This is a genomic window from Mycobacterium sp. BK086, from assembly GCA_004362315.1.
Classification (GTDB): Bacteria; Actinomycetota; Actinomycetes; order Mycobacteriales; family Mycobacteriaceae; genus Mycobacterium.
In genome coordinates, this window is record SNWL01000003.1 from 741496 (window position 1) to 760455 (window position 18960).

An 18960-nucleotide genomic window follows, 5' to 3' on the forward strand; every position below is an offset into this window, starting at 1 on the left:
GCGGCGTCGTCGGCCGAGTCAGTCAAGGGCTGCGGTCAGCTGCTTCACGACGTGGTCGATCGGCCCGGATGCGGAATACCCGGCGGCCAGCGTGTGCCCGCCGCCGCCGAACCCGCTGGCGACCTTGGCCAGGTCGTAGCTCTTGGCCCGCATCGATACCGACCAGTGCTGCGGCTCGATCTCCTTGAAGACCGCCGCGACCTCGGCTTCATGGGTGGTGCGCACGATGTCGACGATGCTCTCGACCTCTTCGGACCGATTCTCCATCCAGTCCTCGTGGGCGACCACCGCATAGACGAGGCCTCGCCCGTCGGCCGCCTCGGGCACCAGCTGGGCGCTGGAGAGCACTCGGGCCAGTAGGGGCAGCCACACGAACGGGTGGGTGTCGAACAGTTCCCGGCTGATCGCCGCGTTGTCCACACCGAGCTCCACCAGCCGGGCCGCCAGCCGCAGCGCGCGCGGCGACGCCCACCGGAACGAACCGGTATCGATGGTCAGGCCGGCGTACAGACAGGTGGCCACGTCCCGGTCGATCGTCTTCTCCCACGCGTCGAGCAGCTCGGCGACCACCATGGTGGTCGAATCCGCCTTGGGATCAACGAGATTCAGGCTGCCGAACAAGGTGTTCGACTTGTGGTGATCGATGACGAGCACCTCACGGCCGGGCGGGGTCAGCTCGGCCAGCGCGCCCAGTCGGTTGATGCTCGGGGCGTCGACGGTGACCACCAGATCGGCGTCGCGGCGCATGTCCTTGGGCGCCACCAGCAGGTGGCCACCCGGCAGCATGTGCAGCGACTCCGGCAGGTTCGACGGCGTCGCGAAGCTCACCTGCACCTCGACACCGTCGCGCTCGAGGATCAGCGCCAGCGCCAAGCCGGCGCCGATGCTGTCGGCGTCGGGATGGACGTGACAGATCACGCTGACCGAACGGGCGCCACGCAAGGCCTCGACAGCACCGTGCGCATCCACCCGCCTACCGAGGCGGGTGATCTCAGTCGTCGAATCGATCGCGGTCACCGGTGTCCTGGTCGTCCTGCTGCGAGGATGTGTCCTCTTCTCCTACCACACGGTACGGCTGCGCGTCTCCCGCAGGAGTGGCTCCTTCACGAATCCGCGCGACATCGGCGTCGGCGGCACGCGCCTTCGCGAGGAGTTCCTCCATGCGATGAGCGGCGTCCGGCACGGTGTCACGGACGAAGCTCAGCGTCGGGGTAAAGCGGACACCGGTGCCGGCTCCGACCTTGGAGCGCAGCACACCGGTGGCCTTGTCCAGCGCCGCCGCCACCGCGGCATAGTCGGGTTCGTCTTCGATCGAGCGTCCGATCACCGTGTAGTACAGCGTGGCGTCGTGCAGGTCGCCGGACACCTTCGAGTCGGTGATCGTCACCCCGGTGAGCCGGGGATCCTTGATCTCGTACTCGATCGCCGAGGCGACGATGGTGGAGATTCGCTTCGCCAGTCGCTTCGCCCGTGCGGGGTCAGCCATGGAAATCGCCGCGCCTACACACGGGCTTTTTCTACCAGCTCGTACGTCTCGATGACGTCGCCTTCCTTGATGTCGGAGTACGTCAGCGTCAGACCGCATTCGTAACCCTCGCGCACCTCGGTGGCGTCGTCCTTCTCGCGCTTGAGCGAAGAGACCGTGAGGTTCTCGGCGACGACGACGTTGTCACGCAGCAGCCGCGCCTTGGCGTTGCGCCGCATGATCCCGGACTGCACGAGGCAACCCGCGATATTGCCGACCTTCGACGACCGGAAGATCGCCCGGATCTCGGCACGGCCGAGCTCCTTCTCCTCGTAGACCGGCTTGAGCATGCCCTTGAGCGCGCTCTCGATCTCGTCGATCGCCTGGTAGATCACCGAGTAGTACCGGATCTCCACACCTTCGCGGTTGGCCAGCTCGGTGGCCTTGCCCTCGGCGCGGACGTTGAAGCCGATGATGATTGCATCCGACGCCGACGCCAGGTTGACGTTGGTCTCGGTGACGCCACCGACACCACGGTCGATGACGCGCAGCTCCACCTCGTCGTCGATCTGGATGCCCAGCAGAGCCTCTTCCAGCGCCTCGACGGTGCCGGAGTTGTCGCCCTTGAGGATCAGGTTCAGCTGGCTGGTTTCCTTCAGCGCCGAATCCAGGTCTTCCAGGCTGATGCGCTTGCGGGTACGGGCGGCCAGCGCGTTGCGCTTACGCGCGCTGCGCCGGTCAGCGATCTGACGGGCGATGCGGTCCTCGTCGACAACCAGGAAGTTGTCACCGGCACCCGGCACCGACGTGAAGCCGATGACCTGCACCGGTCGCGACGGCAGCGCCTCGGTGACATCCTCGCCGTGCTCGTCGACCATGCGGCGGACGCGGCCGTAGGCGTCGCCGGCGACCACCGAGTCGCCGACCCGCAGCGTGCCGCGCTGAATCAGCACGGTCGCCACCGGACCGCGACCGCGGTCCAGGTGCGCTTCGATGGCCACACCCTGGGCTTCCATATCGGGGTTGGCCCGCAGGTCCAGCGCCGCATCGGCGGTCAACAGCACGGCCTCTTCGAGCGCCTGAATATTGGTGCCGTTCTTGGCCGAGATGTCGACGAACATGGTGTCACCACCGAAGTCCTCGGCAACCAGGTTGTACTCGGTGAGCTGCGCCCGGATCTTGGCCGGGTCGGCGCCTTCCTTGTCAATCTTGTTGACCGCAACCACGATCGGCACATCGGCGGCCTGCGCGTGGTTGATGGCCTCCACCGTCTGCGGCATGACGCCGTCGTCGGCGGCGACCACCAGGATCGCGATATCGGTGGCCTTCGCGCCGCGGGCACGCATGGCGGTGAACGCCTCGTGACCCGGGGTGTCGATGAAGGTGATCGGCCGGACGACACCGTCGTGCTCGACGGTCACCTGGTAGGCACCGATGTGCTGGGTGATGCCACCGGCCTCGCCCTCGCGGACGCTGGCCTTGCGGATGGTGTCCAGCAGTCGGGTCTTGCCGTGGTCGACGTGGCCCATGACGGTGACGACAGGCGGGCGGACCTCCAGGTCCTCTTCGTCGCCCTCGTCCTCGCCATAGGTGAGGTCGAAGGATTCCAGCAGCTCGCGATCCTCGTCCTCCGGCGACACGACCTGGACGACGTAGTTCATCTCGCTGCCGAGCAGCTCCAGCGTCTCGTCACCCACGGACTGGGTGGCGGTGACCATCTCGCCGAGGTTGAACAGCGCCTGGACCAGTGCGGCCGGGTTGGCGTCGATCTTCTCGGCGAAATCGGACAGCGACGCGCCGCGGGCCAGCCGTATGGTCTCGCCGTTGCCGTGCGGCAACCGCACGCCACCGACGACCGGTGCCTGCATGCTCTCGTATTCGGCGCGTTTTGCGCGCTTCGACTTACGGCCACGACGCGGGGCACCGCCGGGACGGCCGAACGCACCGGCCGCGCCACCGCGCTGGCCGGGACGACCACCGCCGCCACCGGGACCGCCGCCGCCGGGACGACCGCGGAAACCACCGGCAGCCGCTCCACCAGCACCGGCACCGGCACCACCGGGGCCGCCGGTGCGGTAGTTACCGCCACCGCCACCACCACCCGGACGACCACCACCGCCGCCGGGACGGGGGCCGCCGCCGGGACGGGGCGCACCCGGACGACCGGGTGCGCCGGGACGGGCGCCGGGCGGACGCGGCGGCATGTTGCCGGGCGTGGCGCCACCGGGACGCGGACCACCGGGGCCCGGACGCGGACCGCCGGGGCCGGGGCGCGGGCCTTGCGGGCGCGGAGCGGGACGCTCGACCGGCTGGGCCGAGGAGAACGGGTTGTTGCCGACGCGCGGCGGGCGGGGCATACCCGGCTTGGGCGCTGCCGGGCCGGGACGGGGACCGGGCGTCGGCGCGGGCCCGGGACGGGCCGGCGCCGGGGCTGCCGCAGATGCCGCAGGAGCGGGCGGGGCCGCGGGTGCGGGCGGCGCAGGCGGCGGCGCCGCGGGGGCGGGGGCTGCCGGCTTGGGGGCCGCCGGCACCGGTGCCGCGGGCGCGGCAGCACTGGGTGCGGGCGCCGGCTTCGGCGCTCCGTTTCCGGCGCTGGCCGGTGCGGGCTTAGCTGGGGTTTTGTCGGGCTTGCCGCCGCCGAACGATTCACGCAAGCGGCGCGCCACGGGGGCTTCCACCGTCGACGACGCGGATTTGACGAATTCGCCCTGATCGCTCAGACGGGCGAGAACTTCCTTGCTGGTGACACCGAGTTCCTTGGCCAACTCGTGCACGCGGGCCTTACCTGCCACTACATCTCCTACTCAAGAGGCGACAGCGGTGGTAGGCCGCGCCTCGGGTTTAGCTACGACGCATGGTCATCGTCGGGACTTCACGGTGTGCTCATGTTCTTCGCTTGCCTGTTCTCTCTTGCCGGGCTGGGCGAGCTATCCAACTTCTCGACGTACTCGACCACCGCGGAGGTGTCCGGTGAACCGGTGATGCGCAACGCTCGGCCAAAAGCTCGCCGCCGAATCGCTGCCTCAAGGCACCGATCAGTAGGATGCAGCCACGCACCCCGACCCGGGAGGTTACCGGCTTGGTCAACGTTTACGGCGCATTCACCGTTCCCGTTCGACACCGCTACCACTCGGAGGAGATCGACGGCCAACTCTCGCTTCCGGCACCCGACGCACGTCCGCACCGGTCCTTCGGTACGTCGATGCGGTCTCTCGGGAGCCGGAGTCTCGCGCTGGATCACGGCATAGTCTACCGTCATCGCGGCACCACTCCGAACCACCCTTCGCTGGCCCGATCCAGGCCGGGTTCCGGCCTCGCGGAGCCCCGCTGATCAGCCCACTTTCTCCTGATATGGCGAATATTCGTCGCGTCCCACCACGCCGGAGTGCCGCGCAGACATCGTGGCGACGCGCGCACCCAGGCGCATGGCCTGATCCAGGTTGATGTAGATCCCGGCCCCCTGGCGCCCGGTGCTGATGACACCAGCGCCGAATCCGCGCAACGCCTCGTCGAGCAGGGCCAGCTGATCGGCCGACGCGTCGAAGTTCGAGTAGGCGTCGGTGGCCACCTCGGATCCGAGGAAGTCGATCGCCCCGCCCGGAAGCAAGATCGACATGTCCTTCAATGCCGTGACGGCGACATCGAACGTCTCCCCCGTCGGCACCGTGTACTCCAGCCCGATGACGCCGAACGGGCAGTGCAGGCTCTGCCACTCGCCGTAGTTGTTGAACCGGTGTGCGCGGACGCCGGCGTCGTGGGTGTACAGCCACTGGTATCCGTGCCAGCTGGCCGGGCAGTCACGGACGTGGACGACGCCGACCACGAGATCCCGCCGCCCCGACCGCTGTGCGATGGCGACGCCCAGCTCGTCGAGCCCCAGACTCATCGCGAGATCCTCGGGACGCCCGGTGGAGATGACCCTCTTGCACGACACCGTGGTGTCCCCGCCGGGACCCGCGACCGTGACCGAAATCCGGCCGCCGGCGGGGGGCGCTATCGCCGTCACCCGGGAGTCGAACAGCCAATTCACTTGATCGCCAAGCAATTCGGCCAGCCCCGACCACAGCACGCCGACTCCGCCCTGCGGATAGAAGAACCGATCGATGACATCCGCAGGCCGCGCCGTACGACCGGGTTTGGGGATCGCGGTGGCCAGCACCGAACCGAGACCGGGCGACAGGATCCGCTGCGCCGCCCAACCTGCCGGGATATCCCGGGGATCGACACCGAAGACCTTGCGCGCGTGTGGCGCCATGAACGTCTCGGCGAGAAACGGCCCGTACCGGTTCTTCACCCACTCGTCGAGGTTGTGATCTTCGCGACCGGTCGGCGCCCGCAGTTTCCAGGCCGCCAGCGAGGCGGCGCCGCGGGCACGGACCGGCCAGGGAACCGAGGCGCGGAACTGCTGAGTGTCGAAGGGATAGGCCACGACGTAGCCGTCGCGCAGGATGCCGCTGCGCCGGCCGATGTCCGACATCGATACCCCGCCCAGGCGATCGGCGAAATCCAGCCAGGCGCGCCGCTGTTTCGGCGTCGCCGACAGCAGGCGGTGACCACCGAGGTCGATTTCGTTGCCCGCCACGGTCGCCGAGCGCGCCAAGCCACCCACCCTCGCCGTGCGTTCCACGATCGCCACTGACGCGCCATCGGCCACACAGGCGTCCGCCGCCGTCAATCCCGTTGGACCGGCACCGATTATCAGAACATCGACTGTAAGGGGAATGTCGTCGCCGGAATTAATTGCGACCACCGATACCCATTCGGTCTGAGAAAGTGTTTGCCGCCGTGCGCGTGAACATCGTCAAGACATACCCCCCTTCGGCAAACCCTATAGTCCCGACATCGTATTCAACTGCCGGAAGGGATTATCCAGTTACCGAAGGACCGCAACCGGTTCGATATCTCTTGAGCCGACTCGGCACAGCGCCCCAGTGAATTTCGCTGCGATCGCATATTCCGTCGCCGCGTCGCGAAACGAAATACGACGGCTTCGAAAACGAGACAGCGAAGTTCGCTCGCCCGCCATGTGCGCGATATTTATGCATTTCACGATTCCGGGCGAGATCGGCACACGATTTGCCGATCAGCCCTCCGCGTCGGCGCCTTCCGGGGCCGCGGCATCGCTGCGAATATCGATGCGCCAACCGGTCAGCCGAGCGGCCAGCCGGGCGTTCTGCCCTTCCTTGCCGATCGCGAGCGACAGCTGGAAGTCCGGGACGACCACCCGCGCGGCGCGGGTGCCTGCGTCGATGACCGAAACCGACACCACCTTGGCCGGCGAGAGTGCGTTGGCGACGAAACGAGCCGGGTCGTCGTCGAAGTCGATGATGTCGATCTTCTCGCCGGACAACTCGCTCATCACATTGCGCACCCGCTGGCCCATCGGACCGATGCAGGCGCCCTTGGCGTTGAGCCCGGGAACCTTTGAGGTGACCGCGATCTTCGATCGATGCCCCGCCTCACGGGCCACCGCCACGATCTCCACGGAGTTGTCGGCGATCTCGGGCACCTCGAGAGAGAACAGCTTGCGAACCAGGTTGGGGTGGGTGCGCGACAACGTGATCAGCGGCTCGCGTGCGCCGCGACTGACGCCGACGACGTAGCAGCGCAGCCGATCGCCGTGCTCGTAGCTTTCACCGGGAACCTGCTCGGCGGCGGGGATGACGCCCTCGGCGCCCTTGGTCTCGCTGCCCAGCCGCACGACCACCAGCCCGCGGGCGTTGGCGCGAGCGTCGCGCTGGATGACTCCGGCGACGATGTCACCCTCCCGCGCGGAGAATTCGCCGTAACTGCGTTCGTTTTCGGCGTCCCGGAAGCGCTGCAGCATGACCTGGCGGGCGGTCGTGGCCGCCACGCGGCCGAATCCCTCTGGGGTGTCGTCCCATTCACTGATGAGGTTGCCATCGTCGTCGGTCTCGCGGGCCATCACCTGGACGACACCGGTCTTGCGGTCGATCTCGATGCGCGCGTCGGGCTGATGTCCCTCGGTGTGCCGGTAGGCGGTCAACAGAGCTGACTTGATGGTGTCGAGCAGCTCGTCGACCGAGATGCCGCGATCGATCTCGATCGCGTGCAGGGCGGTCATGTCGATGTTCATGCTCCAGCCTCCGTTCCCGCTGTTCCCGCCAGCTCGAGTTCGCGCGCTTTTGGTGGTGAAAACTCAACTTGGACAATGGCTTTGACGATGTCCGCAAATGGGATGCGGCGCACTGTCCAATCATTGCGCTCGCGCACCACCAGGTCGACCGCGTCGTCGGACACCACGCCCAGCCTGCCGGTGACCGTGGTCCCGTCGGCGAGTTCGGCGTCGACCTTGCGGCCATGGGCGCGACGGAAATGCTTCTCGGCGGTCAGCGGCCGCTCCACGCCCGGTGAGGTGACTTCCAGGACGTAGGCGTCGTCGCCGTCCAGGCCGTCGAGCAGAGCCGACGCCGACCGCGACAGCTCGGCCACGGTGTCCAGATTCAGGGGGTTGTCGCCGTCGGCGATCACGGTGATGCGGCACGGCTGCGTGCGGGAGTCGATCAGGACATCTTCGATTTCGTATCCGGCGCGCACGAACTCACCACCGAGTAGCTCGATCACCTGCTTCTGGGTTGGTAGCCCCGTAGAACGGCCAGCCACGGCGAGCTCCTCATCTTGAGTTGTTCTGATCTGCGTCGGATGCAGGGCTCTGCAAGAGCCAGCCATCAACGATACGCCAGCACAGGCCGTCTCAATGGCAGGATGTTGGCGTGCTGAGCCCAGATCCCAGTCCTTTCCCAGGGATAACCCGCCGCCGCGTTCTCGTCGAGGGCGGCCGGGGGCTGGCGTTGTTGGCGCTGCTCGGCGCCGCGAGTACCGCATGCGGGACGAACCCGCCGCCCGAACCGGATCCGCTCGAGCAACAAGCCGAGCTGGCCCGCCACGACAGCGAACTGGCCGCGGCCGCGGCCAAGGCCGCCCCACCCGCGCTGGCACCGGTGTTGGTCGAGGTGGCCGCGGAGCGCGGGCAACACGCGAGCGCGCTGGACCAGGAGGTCGCCCGGTTGGCCGGCAAACCCAGCAGCACCGCGAGCAGCAGTACGACCACCCCGTCGGCGGCCGCCGCACCGCCACCCAGCGTTGCCGACGTCGTCGCCGCACTGCGCAGCTCGGCGGACAGCGCCACCAAGCTGGTACCGACGCTGTCCGGCTACCGGGCGGGGCTGCTGGGCTCGATCGCGGCCTCGTGTGTCACCGCGTACACGGTCGCGCTGCCGTCAGGAAAGGCCGGGCAATGACATCACCGACCTCACCGACACCGTCGACCACGCCTGATCCCGACCGGCCTTCGGATGCCGCCGTGGCCGCCCTCCTCGACGCCGTCGCCGCCGAACACGCCGCGATCTACGGCTACGGCATCGTGTCGGCGCACAGCTCTCCCGACGAGAACGATCTGGTGTCCGCGGCGATGGCCGAACACCGTGAGCGCCGCGAGGCGGCGATCGCCACGCTGACCGGCCACTCGGCCAAGGCGCCGCTGCCTGCGGCGGGCTATCAGCTGCCGATGCCGGTGAACAACCCGACTGACGCCGCCAAGCTCGCCGTACGGATGGAGGACGACTGCGCGGCGGCCTGGCGCGCGGCGCTGGAGCGGGCGAGCTCCGACCAGGACCGCGCGTTCGCCGTCACCGCACTGACCGAGGCCGCCGTCGCCTCGGCACGCTGGAAGCAGATCCTGGGCATCAAGCCGGTGACGGTCGCGTTCCCCGGCGGCACTGAGTAACTAGGGCTGCGGATCGGCCAGCGCCGCCGCGATCTCCGTGACCGCGCCGTCCGCACCGACCTCGCGCTTGTCACCGGTGAACCGGTTGCGCAGCTCGACAACTCCGTCGGCCCAGCCGCGCCCCACCACGACGATCCACGGCACACCGATCAGTTCGGCGTCTTTGAACTTCACCCCGGGCGAAGCGGTGCGGTCGTCGAGCAGGACCTCGATGCCCAGCCGATCCAGATCGCGGGCCAGCTCCTCCGCGCCGGCGCGTGCCTCGGCGTCCTTGTTCGCGATCACCACGTGAACGTCGAACGGTGACACCGACGCCGGCCAGCGCAGCCCGAGCTCGTCGTGTTGCTGCTCGGCGATCACCGCGACCAACCTCGAGACACCCACGCCATAGGAGCCCATGGTCAGGCGCACCGGCTTGCCGTCCTCGCCGAGCACGTCGGCGCTGAACGCGTCGGTGTACTTGCGGCCGAGCTGGAAGATGTGACCGATCTCGATACCGCGCGCCGAGACCAGCGGCCCGGCGCCGTCGGGTGACATGTCGCCGTCGCGCACGTCGGCCGCCTCGATGGTGCCGTCGGCGACGAAATCGCGGCCGGCCACCAGACCGACGACATGCTTGCCGATTTCATCCGCGCCGGTGATCCAGCTCGTACCGTCCACCACACGCGGGTCCACCAGATAGCGAACACCGTTGGCCAGCAAGCCTTTCGGGCCGATGTAGCCCTTCTTGAGGAACGGGTACTTGGCGAAGTCGGCGTCGTCGATCATCGCGTACTCGGCCGGCTCCAACGCCGCGCCCAGGCGCTTGTCGTCGACTTCGCGGTCGCCGGGCACGCCGATCGCCAGCAGCTCCCAGTCGCCGCCGGGCGCCCGCACCTTGAGCAGAACGTTCTTGAGCGTGTCGGCCGCGGTCACCTCTCGGCCCAGGCCCGCGGAATTGGCCCACTCGACGAGGGTGGCGATAGTGGCGGTGTCCGGTGTGTCGTGGACGACGGCCTCAGGCAACCCGTCGACGGGAAGCGATTCCGGGACGGCGGTGATGACCGCCTCCACGTTGGCGGCGTACCCGGACTGCAGACAGCGCACGAACGTGTCCTCGCCGATCTCGCTCTCGGCGAGAAACTCCTCGGAGGCCGACCCGCCCATGGCGCCGGACACCGCCGAGACGATCACATAGCGAATTGCCATGCGCTGGAACATCTTCTGGTACGCCTCGCGGTGCGCGTGATACGCGTTCTTGAGGCCTTCGTCGTCGACGTCGAACGAGTACGAGTCCTTCATGATGAACTCGCGTCCGCGCAGGATGCCCGCGCGGGGCCGGGCCTCGTCGCGGTACTTGGTCTGGATTTGGAACATCAGCAGCGGGAAGTCCTTGTAGGAGCTGTACTCCCCCTTCACCGTCAGCGTGAAGAATTCCTCGTGGGTGGGGCCGAGCATGTAGTCGTTGTCGCGGCGGTCCTTGAGCCGGAACACCCCGTCGCCGTATTCCGTCCAGCGGTTGGTGGTCTCATACGGCGCCTTGGGCAGCAGCGCCGGGAACAGGATCTCCTGCCCGTTGATCGCGAGCATCTCGTCGCGCACGATCTTCTCGACCTTGCGCAGCACCCGCAGGCCCAGCGGCAGCCAGGTGTACAGCCCCGGCGCCACCGGCCGGACGTATCCGGCACGGATCAACAGTTTGTGGCTGGGCACTTCGGCGTCGGCCGGGTCATCGCGCAGCGTGCGCAAGAACAGCTCGGACATGCGGGTGATCACAGTGGGCAAGCCTAGCCGGATAGCGATGGCGAGCCTCCGATGGTCAGCGGCGGGCCTATCAGCTGATCCGCAACGTGCTCACCTGGGTTGAGAGATGGAACAAATTCGACGGGGCCCAAATGGTGAAGCCCACCACCAATGCTCGAGTGCCGTCGGGGCTCATGACAGGAGCTGGCGGCCGCCAGAACTGGACGGAATTGAGACCGGAGATGGTGACGGTCCGGCCGGTGCCCGTCGCGGTGTCGATCACCGTCCACTGCTCAGCCTGGAAAGACTGGGCGAGCTGCACCACCGGACCCAGGACAGGGAAAAAGATCAACAGGGGAACGAAGAAGATCATGGCGGCGGCCGCCAAGACGTTGACCACGGCAGCTTGGCCGGTCGGGATGCTCGCGATGAGCGCACGCGAACCGTCCGCACTCAGGACCAGGCCGTTCATCTCGGTGTCGACCGCTACACCGGCAATTCGTAGCGTGGAGCCCACTTGTTCGCCCGTTGCGGTATCGACTATCGCCACCCGCATGGTGTCGGTGGTGACCACCGCGCGCGTGCCGTCGGCGCTCAACGCAGTCGAGGCGGAGCCCGTAACGGTGAGTGCCGAGCCCATTTGGTTGCCTGTGGCGGTATTGATCACCACCACCGTGGACGAGAAGGAGTACTGATCCGGGTCGTAGGTTCGGACGGTGACCACGGCACGCGAGCCGTCGCGATTCAGCACCGTTGACGCAGCGCCGGTGGGAAGGGTGGTGACGGTGGAGCCCACCTGATCACCGGTGGCAGTGTCGATCACCGCCACCGTCGACGAACCGAGAGTGCTGCTCAAGCCTGATAGGGACGCAGTCAACACAGCTCGAGAACCGTCGGCACTCAACACCGTCGACCCTGCACCGGTAAGGCCGAACGTCGAACCCACCTGATCACCTGTGGCCGTGTCGATCACCGCCCACGACGTCGCGGAAACGCCGTAGATGGCCGGATCATAGACACCGGCAGCCACCACCGCCCGAGAACCATTGGCGCTCAACACCGTCGACCCATCACCGGTTAGGCTGAACGTCGAACCCACCTGATCGCCGGTGGCCGTGTCGATCACCGCCCACGAGGTGGATGTCACCCGATATACGGTCGTGTCGAAAACACGGGCAGTTACCAATGCTCGAGATCCGTCGGTACTCAATACCGTTGACCCGCCCCCGGCAACAGTGACCGGCTCACCCACCTGCAAGCCGGTCTTGGTGTCAACCACCACAACGGTCGTAGGGCCGTCATCCGAACCAAAGGGTGTCGCCGTCACGACCGCCCGAGAACCGTTGGCAGTCAACAGTGTCGACCCATCACCGGCAACAAAGACCGTGTCACCGACCTGGACACCGGTCTTGGTGTCAACCACCGCAATGGACGTAGAGCCATCTTCAGAGCCAAAGGGAGAGTGATAGGGCATCGCGGTCACGACAAACCGAGAACCGTTGGCAGTCAACAGTGTCGAGCCAACACCGGCAACGGAAACCGTGTCGCCCACCTGAGCACCGGTGTCCGTGTCAACCACGGTGACGCCCGTGCTGGTGGAACCAGTGACCGCATCGGAGCCACTGGAAGTGATCACGGCACGCGTGCCGTCCGAACTCACGACCGTCCCTGACACTGCGCCGGCAAGGCTGAGCGTGTCACCCACCTGGGCACCGGTCGTGGTGTCCACCACCACCACGCTCGTGCTCAGCGAAGCGGCGCCGGAATCGAAAACGGTGTATGCGACCACCGCTCGTGAGCCAGTGGAACTGACGGCCGTCGACGCAGTACCCGTCACGGTCAGGGTGCTACCCACTTGCGCGCCGGTCTTGGTATCGATCACGGCCACTTTCGAAGAATCGGGCGTGTACCAATCACGAAACTGCGCGGTGACCACGGCACGGGAACCGTCGGAGCTCAACAACGTAGACCCATCACCGGTAAGGCTGAACGTCGAACCCACCTGTTTGCCGGTGGCAGTGTCGATCACGGCCCACTTGGTGGACGTCGTCTGAAGGGTGTCCGCATCCAGAATGGGAGTGGTCAGCATGGCGCGGGATCCGTCGGCGTTGAAGGCCACTGTCGTGACACCGCCGCCGGGCACAGTGACCGTTGTGCCAAGCTGTTTGCCGCTGGAGGTATCGAACACCGCCACCCGCGTCGCTGAGCTTGAGCCCGCCGTGTAGACCACACGGGATTTGTCCGGACTCAACCACTCGGAGAGATCCGCTGGATCACCTCTGAGTATCGTGTTGCCGGTCACCGATACCCGGGTGAGCGTGCGGCCGGCCTCACGCGCGGCCAGCGCAAGGCCGTCGAGCTGACCGACACCAATCCGCGTCAGCACATCAGCCAGAAGCGACGTCACCGTGACGGGACGCGCCGGCGATGAGGGCGCCCCCGCCGCAGGCGCCAAGGACGCGACGTCGCGCCGGGAAACACCTAATGCCGACACCGCCGCTGTCGATCTCGCTCCCCGCACGTGCGGCTCCGCACCAAGGCGTGCCCGTACCGCCGGCGCGCGCGAACCGCCAGTCACCGACGCGGCGGCTGCGTGCCGAGCGCCGCGCGCTGACTGCGACGAACCCGCAGCCGACTGCTGAGAACCCGAGGGCCGCGATCCACCGTCGTCGGCGTAGGCAACCCCCTGTCCGAGCCACAGCCCGGCACCGACACCGAGCGCCGCCGCGAGTAGTCCTACCCGCCCCACGAACCGGCCACCATTCACAGCGCACTCCTCGCCCCGCGACACCACGCCAAAGCCGAATGGACTCGCGCGATAAGCAATCGTCACCGGGCGCTGCCGTGAGATATGCAGTAGCGGGCTACTGCATATTCACCGGCAGGCGGATAGTTCGTGGTCGGCCAGTTGGGCGTCGGCCGGATCGTCTTCAGTCGCGTCCCTGCCAGGTGCAGACGCAGGCCTCGTTGCCCTCCGGATCTGCCAGTACCCACCACGCCGGTGCGGCGGCATCCGACAACAGGGTCCCGCCCGCAGCGAGCGCGGCCTCGATGCGGGCGGCGGCCGCGTCGTGCGGTACGTCGACGTCGAGGTGGATTCGATTGCGCTGCGGACGCGGAGCGTCCATCTGCTGGAACCAGATGGTCGGCCCGCGGTGCAGCGGGTCGACGAGCGCGGACCCGTCGTCGAGCGGACCCGGCTCGGTGACGTACCCGAGGATCGCCGCCCAGAACGGGCGGATCGCGGCGATATCCATCGCGTCGATGCCCAATTCGATCTCCTGCACCGCCGAACCGATTCCGGGTGTCGGTGAGAATCCTTGTGCGGTAAGCGCTTCCGTTATCTGCCGCGCCACTCTCAGGTCTCGACCCGTGGTGGCGCCCGCGGCCGTGTCCATCAGCCGCATCACCACCAAGCCGGCGCGCAGGTCGAGGTCCAGATGCCCCTCGGCGTCGGGCCCGGCAGCGGCCGCGGCCACCGCTGCGACGGCGGCGCCTTTCGCCATGGACGGCACGCTGACATGGGTCTGGATCGCGCCGAGGATGAGCCGCCAGCCCAGGTCATCGATCGCATCGGAGATCTCCTGACGGCTCGGCCGGGCGTCGTCGGTGATCACGCCGCCGCCTTCTGGCCGCGGTGGAACATAGCCGCACCGAGCAGGCTCACCACCACCCCGCCGGCGATCCAGCAGACCAGCACCACGATCGAATGCGTCATGCCGTGGCCGTCGAAGTACACGATCCGGCGGATGGCGTCGGTACCGGCTCCGTTGGGCAGCACACCGCTGATCGCGCGCCAGAACGGCGGCAGCACCGACGGCTGATACGCGCCACCGGCCGACGGGTTGCCCAGGATCACGAAGATCACCACGGTCAGCCCGATCCCGATGACGCCGAACAGAATCTGCAGCGCGATCGTCACCGTCGCCGCCGACAACGTCACCAGCGTGCCGATCCCGGCGATCGACCAGAAGTGCCCGTTCATCGCTCCCAGCACCGGCTCGGCCACCACCGCACCGCCGAATCCCGAGGCCAGCGCGTACGGCACCGTGGCGCCCAGCCGCCAGACCGACCGCGGAAAGGTCGCCGGCCGTGAGCCTTTCGCAATGCCGAGCATCGACGCGAACAGATAGCCGCCGACCACCCAGCCGACGACGAGATAGAACCCGGACAGCCCGCGCGCGTCGCCGGAGAACAGCGGGACGACGTCGTCGACGGCGACGGTGCGCTGCTGGGCCGCGGTCACCTTGGTGAAGATCTGCTCGAGCGCCCCGGAGACTGCGGTGCCGCCACCGGACGCCACCAGCAACCGGTCTTCGGTGCCGGCGGGGTTGAGGACGTAGACGCCGGAGATGTCGCCGGCGCGCAGGGCTGCGCGGGCCGCGGCCTCGTCGGTGGCGGCGGAGGCGGCGACTGGATCACCGGCCAGGTCGTTGAGCTGGCCGACGACCTGATCGGCCACCTGCGCGGGTGCGACGACGGCGACCGGGATCTGGTGCGGGGTGGGCGAATGGAAGGCGCCGAGGTAGGACAGGATGAACGCGAACTGCAACAACAGCACGCCGACGCCGAGTGCCAGCGTTCGCGGGGCGACCGCGTCGCGGAACCGGTCCTGCCACGTCTCCGGCGCTTCGGGGGCTTCGTGCTTGTTGACCATTCGGCTCATCTTCCTCCGCCGGAAAGGTGCTCGTCCCCGGCAACTAGGGTGGATGGGTGACACCTGAATCGTCGCCCACAGGATCTTCTCTGGCGGCCCAAACCTACTCCGGCCGGATGCCCTCGCACGTCGGTGACATGGCCGTCGAGACCCACGGCATCGCACCCATCCCGCCGGCCAACCGCTACGGCACCGCGCGCCGGCTGTTCACCGTGTGGTTCGCGCCGCAGGTGAACATGACCGTGGTGTTCACCGGCACCCTGGCCGTGGTGCTGGGGCTGGGCTTTTGGCTCGGGCTGCTGGCGATGGTGATCGGCACGGTCGTCGGGTCGCTGGCCGTCGGCTACCTGTCCACGTGGGGCCCACGCACCGGTACCGCGCAATTACCCAACGCGCGCATGGCATTTGGCGGCACCGTCGGCGTGGTCGCGGTGATCCAGTGGTTGTCCTCGATCGCCTGGGACGGGCTGGTCGGGCTGTTCGGCGGCGAGGCGCTTGCCGAGTTGGTCGGTATGCCGTTCTGGCTGGCGGTGGTGATCGTGCTGGCTGCCCAGGGGGCCATCGGCGTCTTCGGCTACGAGGTGATCCACCGCGTGCAGGCCGTGATGACCGTCGTGCTCATCGCCACGTTCGCGGTGTTCGCCTGGAAACTGGTCAGCGGCCATCAGGTGATCTCGCTACCCACCTTGACTGGCGCCGATCTGGCCGGCGCGTTCGTGCTGGAGGTGACGATCGCGCTGAGCCTGGCGATCTCGTGGGCCAGCTACGCCTCCGACTACAGCCGCTATCTGCCGGTGAACACCTCACGAAAAGCGGTGTTCGGCTACACCTTCGGCGGGCTGGCGGTCGCGTACATCGCCGTGCAGGCCATCGGGGTGGCCGCGGCGGGCACGCTCACCGATCAGACCGCGCAGGGCGTGCGCCAGATCATGGGCGGCGGTGTGCTGGGTGCGATCGCGCTGCTGGTGATCGCGCTGGGCTCGGTGGCCTCCAACGCGATGAACGACTACAGCGGTTCGCTGGCGCTGCAGACCGTCGGGGTTCGGGTGCGCCGGCCGGTCTCGGCGGTCGTGGTGGTGGTGATCGCGTTCGCGCTCATCATGTGGCTGCACTCCGGCGATATGGCCGCCCGCTTCCAGGGCGTGCTGTTGTTTGTCAGTTACTGGATTCCGGCATTCGTCGCGATCGTTGCCATCGACTGGCGCTACCGCAGCGCCGGGCGGGACACCGTCAACCCCGCCACCGAGGTGACGGCGCGCACCAACGGCCTCGTCGCTCTGGGTGCGTTCTTCGTCGCGTTCGCCGCGGCGGTTCCATTCATGCACACCAACCTGATCGTCGGCCCGGTGGCCACCGCGCTGCACGGTGCCGATCTGGCCTACTTCGTGAATTTCCTAGTCGCGGCAGCTGTTTACGGCGGCTACCGGCTGACACGAGCGCGCCGCTGAGCCCTACAGGTTGAAGCGCAGCTGCAACGCGTCGAGGAGCCGGCGCAGTTCGTTGATGCGCGCGTTGAACCGCTGCATATCGTGACGCAGCCTGATCTCACTGTGATCCGCTCGGGCGCTCCGGAGTCGCGCGGCGAGGATTTCGACCTCGTCGAGCTCCCGGCGCAGCACGTCCTCGAACAGTCGCGCCTGCGCCTGATCAGCGGGATGCGCCGACCGGCTGGGCCACGGCTCGAAGTCCTCGGGAGAAACAGCAACCACGCTCATCACCCATAGCCTCGACCCCCTTCCGCCCGGATCAATTACCGTGCCGTACCGGCTTGGTAAGGAGAAATTCACGCGGCGCCATGCCGCCGTGTGAGCCCGTTCTACAGTTCGCCGGCCTCGACCGCTTCACGGGTGTGCTGAGCGGCGGCGATATCCCTGGTCGAGAATCCGATCCCCAGCGCGGCCACGCCGACGAGCAGCGCGATGCCGGCCACCCACAGCAGCGAGTAGGTGTAGCCGTACCCGAGCGCGTCGAGCTGGGCGGGCGTCATGTACTTCACCGGCCCCGTAGTTCCGCCCAGGTACAGCGTGCGGGACGTCTGGACGGCCTGGACGATCACCAGGACCAGCGGGCCGCCGAGGTTGAACACCATCAGCGTGATCGACGAGACCGGGCCGATCTCCCGCGGGCCGACGTTGGCCAGCGTGCACAGCGGCAGGATCACCGAGATGATGCCGATCCCCAGGCCGCCCACGACGATCGGGACGAAGAGGTCGGGGAAGTACGGGATCGAGCGGTTCAGCGTCGACCCGTAGAGCATGGCGGCCAGCACCAGCAGGCCGCCGCCGAGGATCACCCAGCGCGGCGGAATCCGCAGTGCCAACTTGGTGGCCGCGACGTTGCCCACCACGAAGGCCGCCGCGAACGGCATGAAGCAGATGCCGGCCCGCAGCGGCGAATACCCGAGCACATCCTGAACCAGCAGGCCGATCATCACGCTGAGGGTCAGCATCACGCCGCCGGCCATGAAGTACGCCAGGAACGACGCGACCCGGCTGCGATTGTCGAACACCTCGAACGGCACCAGGGGGTTGTCGGCCTTGCGCTCGACGACCAGGAAGGCGATGGAGAAGACGACGGCGGCCACCCCCGCGCCGATCACCCACGGATCGATCCAGCCGCGCGGCGGCCCCTGGGTGAACACCAGCACGGCCGACGTGCACGCCAGCGTGGCCAGCAGCGCGCCGGTGACGTCGAGTTTGAGGCGTTCGTGCCGGGTTTCCTCGAGGCGGGTGAGCCCGACGACGATGATGAAGATGCCGATCGGCACGTTCACCAGGAAGGCCAGCCGCCAGGACAGGCCGGTCAACGCCCCGCCGAGGACGAGCCCGAGCACCGACCCGAGGCCCTGCATGGCCGCCGAGACCGCCAGCGCCTGATTACGGGCATGCCCGACGGCATAGGTGGTGGCGATCAGCGCCAGCCCGGTGGGTGCGGCCACCGCGGCGCCCACGCCCTGCACCGCGCGCGCGACGATCAGGGTCCACTGTTCGTTGGCCAGCCCGCAGGCCAACGAGGCGATGGTGAAGACGCCGACCCCGGAGATGAACGCTCGCTTGTGGCCGACGGCGTCGCCGACGCGCCCGCCCAGCAGCAGCAGACCGCCGAAGGTCAGCACGTAGGCGGTGATCACCCAGCTCTTGGACGCGTCAGACAGGCCCAGCTCGGCCTGCATGCGCGGCAGCGCGACGATCACGATGGTGCCGTCGAGGGTGGACATCAACTGCATACCGGTGATCGCGACGATCGCCAGGCCCAGCACACGGGCTGCAAGGGGTCTGGTCGCCGGTAGCGGACCGCTCGCGCCAGACATGGGTAGCAACCCTACCGTCCGAGATTGGGCGGGCTTTCGAGCGCCGGGCGCATGAAACC

General features: G+C 67.8%; 16 protein-coding genes. 3 read left to right on the forward strand and 13 right to left on the reverse strand.

Features of this window, described 5'->3' with window-relative positions; all coding sequences use genetic code 11:
- Nucleotides 1-18: 18 nt before the first annotated feature.
- From EV580_RS03570 to rimP, 7 genes are all read right to left on the reverse strand, one after another.
- Nucleotides 19-1017, reverse strand: coding sequence for a DHH family phosphoesterase (locus EV580_RS03570; protein ID WP_133689749.1), 999 nt, complete (start codon nucleotides 1015-1017; stop codon nucleotides 19-21).
- Complete coding sequence (rbfA, locus tag EV580_RS03575; RefSeq protein WP_133689750.1) at nucleotides 992-1486, reverse strand: 30S ribosome-binding factor RbfA; 495 nt, start codon at nucleotides 1484-1486, stop codon at nucleotides 992-994. Before rbfA ends, EV580_RS03570 begins: the two co-directional genes overlap by 26 nt.
- Before the next feature lie 14 nt (nucleotides 1487-1500).
- The gene (gene infB, locus EV580_RS03580) at nucleotides 1501-4257 is read right to left on the reverse strand and encodes a translation initiation factor IF-2 (RefSeq protein WP_133689751.1); all 2757 of its coding nucleotides are present in this window, start codon (nucleotides 4255-4257) and stop codon (nucleotides 1501-1503) included.
- Between the two features lie 80 nt (nucleotides 4258-4337).
- Nucleotides 4338-4724 carry a YlxR family protein gene (locus tag EV580_RS03585; RefSeq protein WP_133689752.1) on the reverse strand — a complete coding sequence of 129 codons (387 nt, stop codon included), beginning with the start codon at nucleotides 4722-4724 and terminating at the stop codon, nucleotides 4338-4340.
- 72 nt (nucleotides 4725-4796) lie between these two features.
- Nucleotides 4797-6215, reverse strand: a complete 1419-nt coding sequence (locus tag EV580_RS03590; RefSeq protein WP_133689753.1) for an NAD(P)-binding protein — start codon at nucleotides 6213-6215, stop codon at nucleotides 4797-4799.
- Nucleotides 6216-6548: 333 nt separating this feature from the next.
- Entirely contained in the window at nucleotides 6549-7562 is a 1014-nt protein-coding gene (gene nusA, locus EV580_RS03595) for a transcription termination factor NusA (RefSeq protein WP_133689754.1), read from the reverse strand.
- The gene (gene rimP / locus EV580_RS03600; RefSeq protein ID WP_286171434.1) at nucleotides 7559-8089 is read right to left on the reverse strand and encodes a ribosome maturation factor RimP; all 531 of its coding nucleotides are present in this window, start codon (nucleotides 8087-8089) and stop codon (nucleotides 7559-7561) included. Before rimP ends, nusA begins: the two co-directional genes overlap by 4 nt.
- A 110-nt stretch (nucleotides 8090-8199) precedes the next feature.
- On the opposite strand from rimP, the gene EV580_RS03605 reads away from it, so the two are divergent.
- Nucleotides 8200-8727 carry a hypothetical protein gene (locus tag EV580_RS03605; protein WP_133689756.1) on the forward strand — a complete coding sequence of 176 codons (528 nt, stop codon included), beginning with the start codon at nucleotides 8200-8202 and terminating at the stop codon, nucleotides 8725-8727.
- Nucleotides 8724-9212 (forward strand): ferritin-like domain-containing protein, encoded by a 489-nt coding sequence (locus EV580_RS03610; protein WP_133689757.1) that lies wholly within the window; start codon nucleotides 8724-8726, stop codon nucleotides 9210-9212. Before EV580_RS03605 ends, EV580_RS03610 begins: the two co-directional genes overlap by 4 nt.
- On the opposite strand, the gene EV580_RS03615 is transcribed toward EV580_RS03610, so the two are convergent.
- The 4 genes from EV580_RS03615 to EV580_RS03630 all read right to left on the reverse strand — a co-directional run bounded on the left by EV580_RS03615 (nucleotide 9213) and on the right by EV580_RS03630 (nucleotide 15600).
- Nucleotides 9213-10967 (reverse strand): proline--tRNA ligase, encoded by a 1755-nt coding sequence (locus tag EV580_RS03615; RefSeq protein ID WP_133689758.1) that lies wholly within the window; start codon nucleotides 10965-10967, stop codon nucleotides 9213-9215.
- 58 nt (nucleotides 10968-11025) lie between these two features.
- On the reverse strand, nucleotides 11026-12870 hold the full coding sequence (locus EV580_RS03620; protein WP_133689759.1) for a beta strand repeat-containing protein: 1845 nt from the start codon (nucleotides 12868-12870) through the stop codon (nucleotides 11026-11028).
- A 994-nt stretch (nucleotides 12871-13864) separates the two neighbouring features.
- On the reverse strand, nucleotides 13865-14551 hold the full coding sequence (locus tag EV580_RS03625) for a VOC family protein (RefSeq protein WP_353619785.1): 687 nt from the start codon (nucleotides 14549-14551) through the stop codon (nucleotides 13865-13867).
- Nucleotides 14548-15600 carry an ABC transporter permease gene (locus EV580_RS03630; RefSeq protein ID WP_208114558.1) on the reverse strand — a complete coding sequence of 351 codons (1053 nt, stop codon included), beginning with the start codon at nucleotides 15598-15600 and terminating at the stop codon, nucleotides 14548-14550. The genes EV580_RS03625 and EV580_RS03630 overlap by 4 nt, the downstream gene beginning before the upstream one ends.
- A 107-nt stretch (nucleotides 15601-15707) precedes the next feature.
- Here EV580_RS03630 and EV580_RS03635 point away from each other — a divergent pair, with 107 nt between their 5' ends.
- On the forward strand, nucleotides 15708-17039 hold the full coding sequence (locus tag EV580_RS03635; RefSeq protein ID WP_133691018.1) for a purine-cytosine permease family protein: 1332 nt from the start codon (nucleotides 15708-15710) through the stop codon (nucleotides 17037-17039).
- A 3-nt stretch (nucleotides 17040-17042) separates the two neighbouring features.
- Here EV580_RS03635 and EV580_RS03640 read toward each other — a convergent pair whose 3' ends face one another.
- Both EV580_RS03640 and EV580_RS03645 read right to left on the reverse strand, forming a co-directional pair.
- Nucleotides 17043-17300 (reverse strand): hypothetical protein, encoded by a 258-nt coding sequence (locus EV580_RS03640; RefSeq protein WP_133689760.1) that lies wholly within the window; start codon nucleotides 17298-17300, stop codon nucleotides 17043-17045.
- Nucleotides 17301-17407: 107 nt separating this feature from the next.
- On the reverse strand, nucleotides 17408-18901 hold the full coding sequence (locus EV580_RS03645; RefSeq protein WP_133689761.1) for an MFS transporter: 1494 nt from the start codon (nucleotides 18899-18901) through the stop codon (nucleotides 17408-17410).
- Nucleotides 18902-18960 lie beyond the last annotated feature (59 nt).

Bases quoted from the DNA above. Each gene is read 5' to 3' on its own strand.
- rbfA (WP_133689750.1), bottom strand. From the start codon at position 1,486: ATGGCTGACCCCGCACGGGCGAAGCGACTGGCGAAGCGAATCTCCACC.
- EV580_RS03585 (WP_133689752.1), bottom strand. From the start codon at position 4,724: ATGACGGTAGACTATGCCGTGATCCAGCGCGAGACTCCGGCTCCCGAG.
- nusA (WP_133689754.1), bottom strand. From the start codon at position 7,562: ATGAACATCGACATGACCGCCCTGCACGCGATCGAGATCGATCGCGGC.
- EV580_RS03610 (WP_133689757.1), top strand. From the start codon at position 8,724: ATGACATCACCGACCTCACCGACACCGTCGACCACGCCTGATCCCGAC.
- EV580_RS03630 (WP_208114558.1), bottom strand. From the start codon at position 15,600: ATGAGCCGAATGGTCAACAAGCACGAAGCCCCCGAAGCGCCGGAGACG.
- EV580_RS03635 (WP_133691018.1), top strand. From the start codon at position 15,708: ATGCCCTCGCACGTCGGTGACATGGCCGTCGAGACCCACGGCATCGCA.
- EV580_RS03645 (WP_133689761.1), bottom strand. From the start codon at position 18,901: ATGTCTGGCGCGAGCGGTCCGCTACCGGCGACCAGACCCCTTGCAGCC.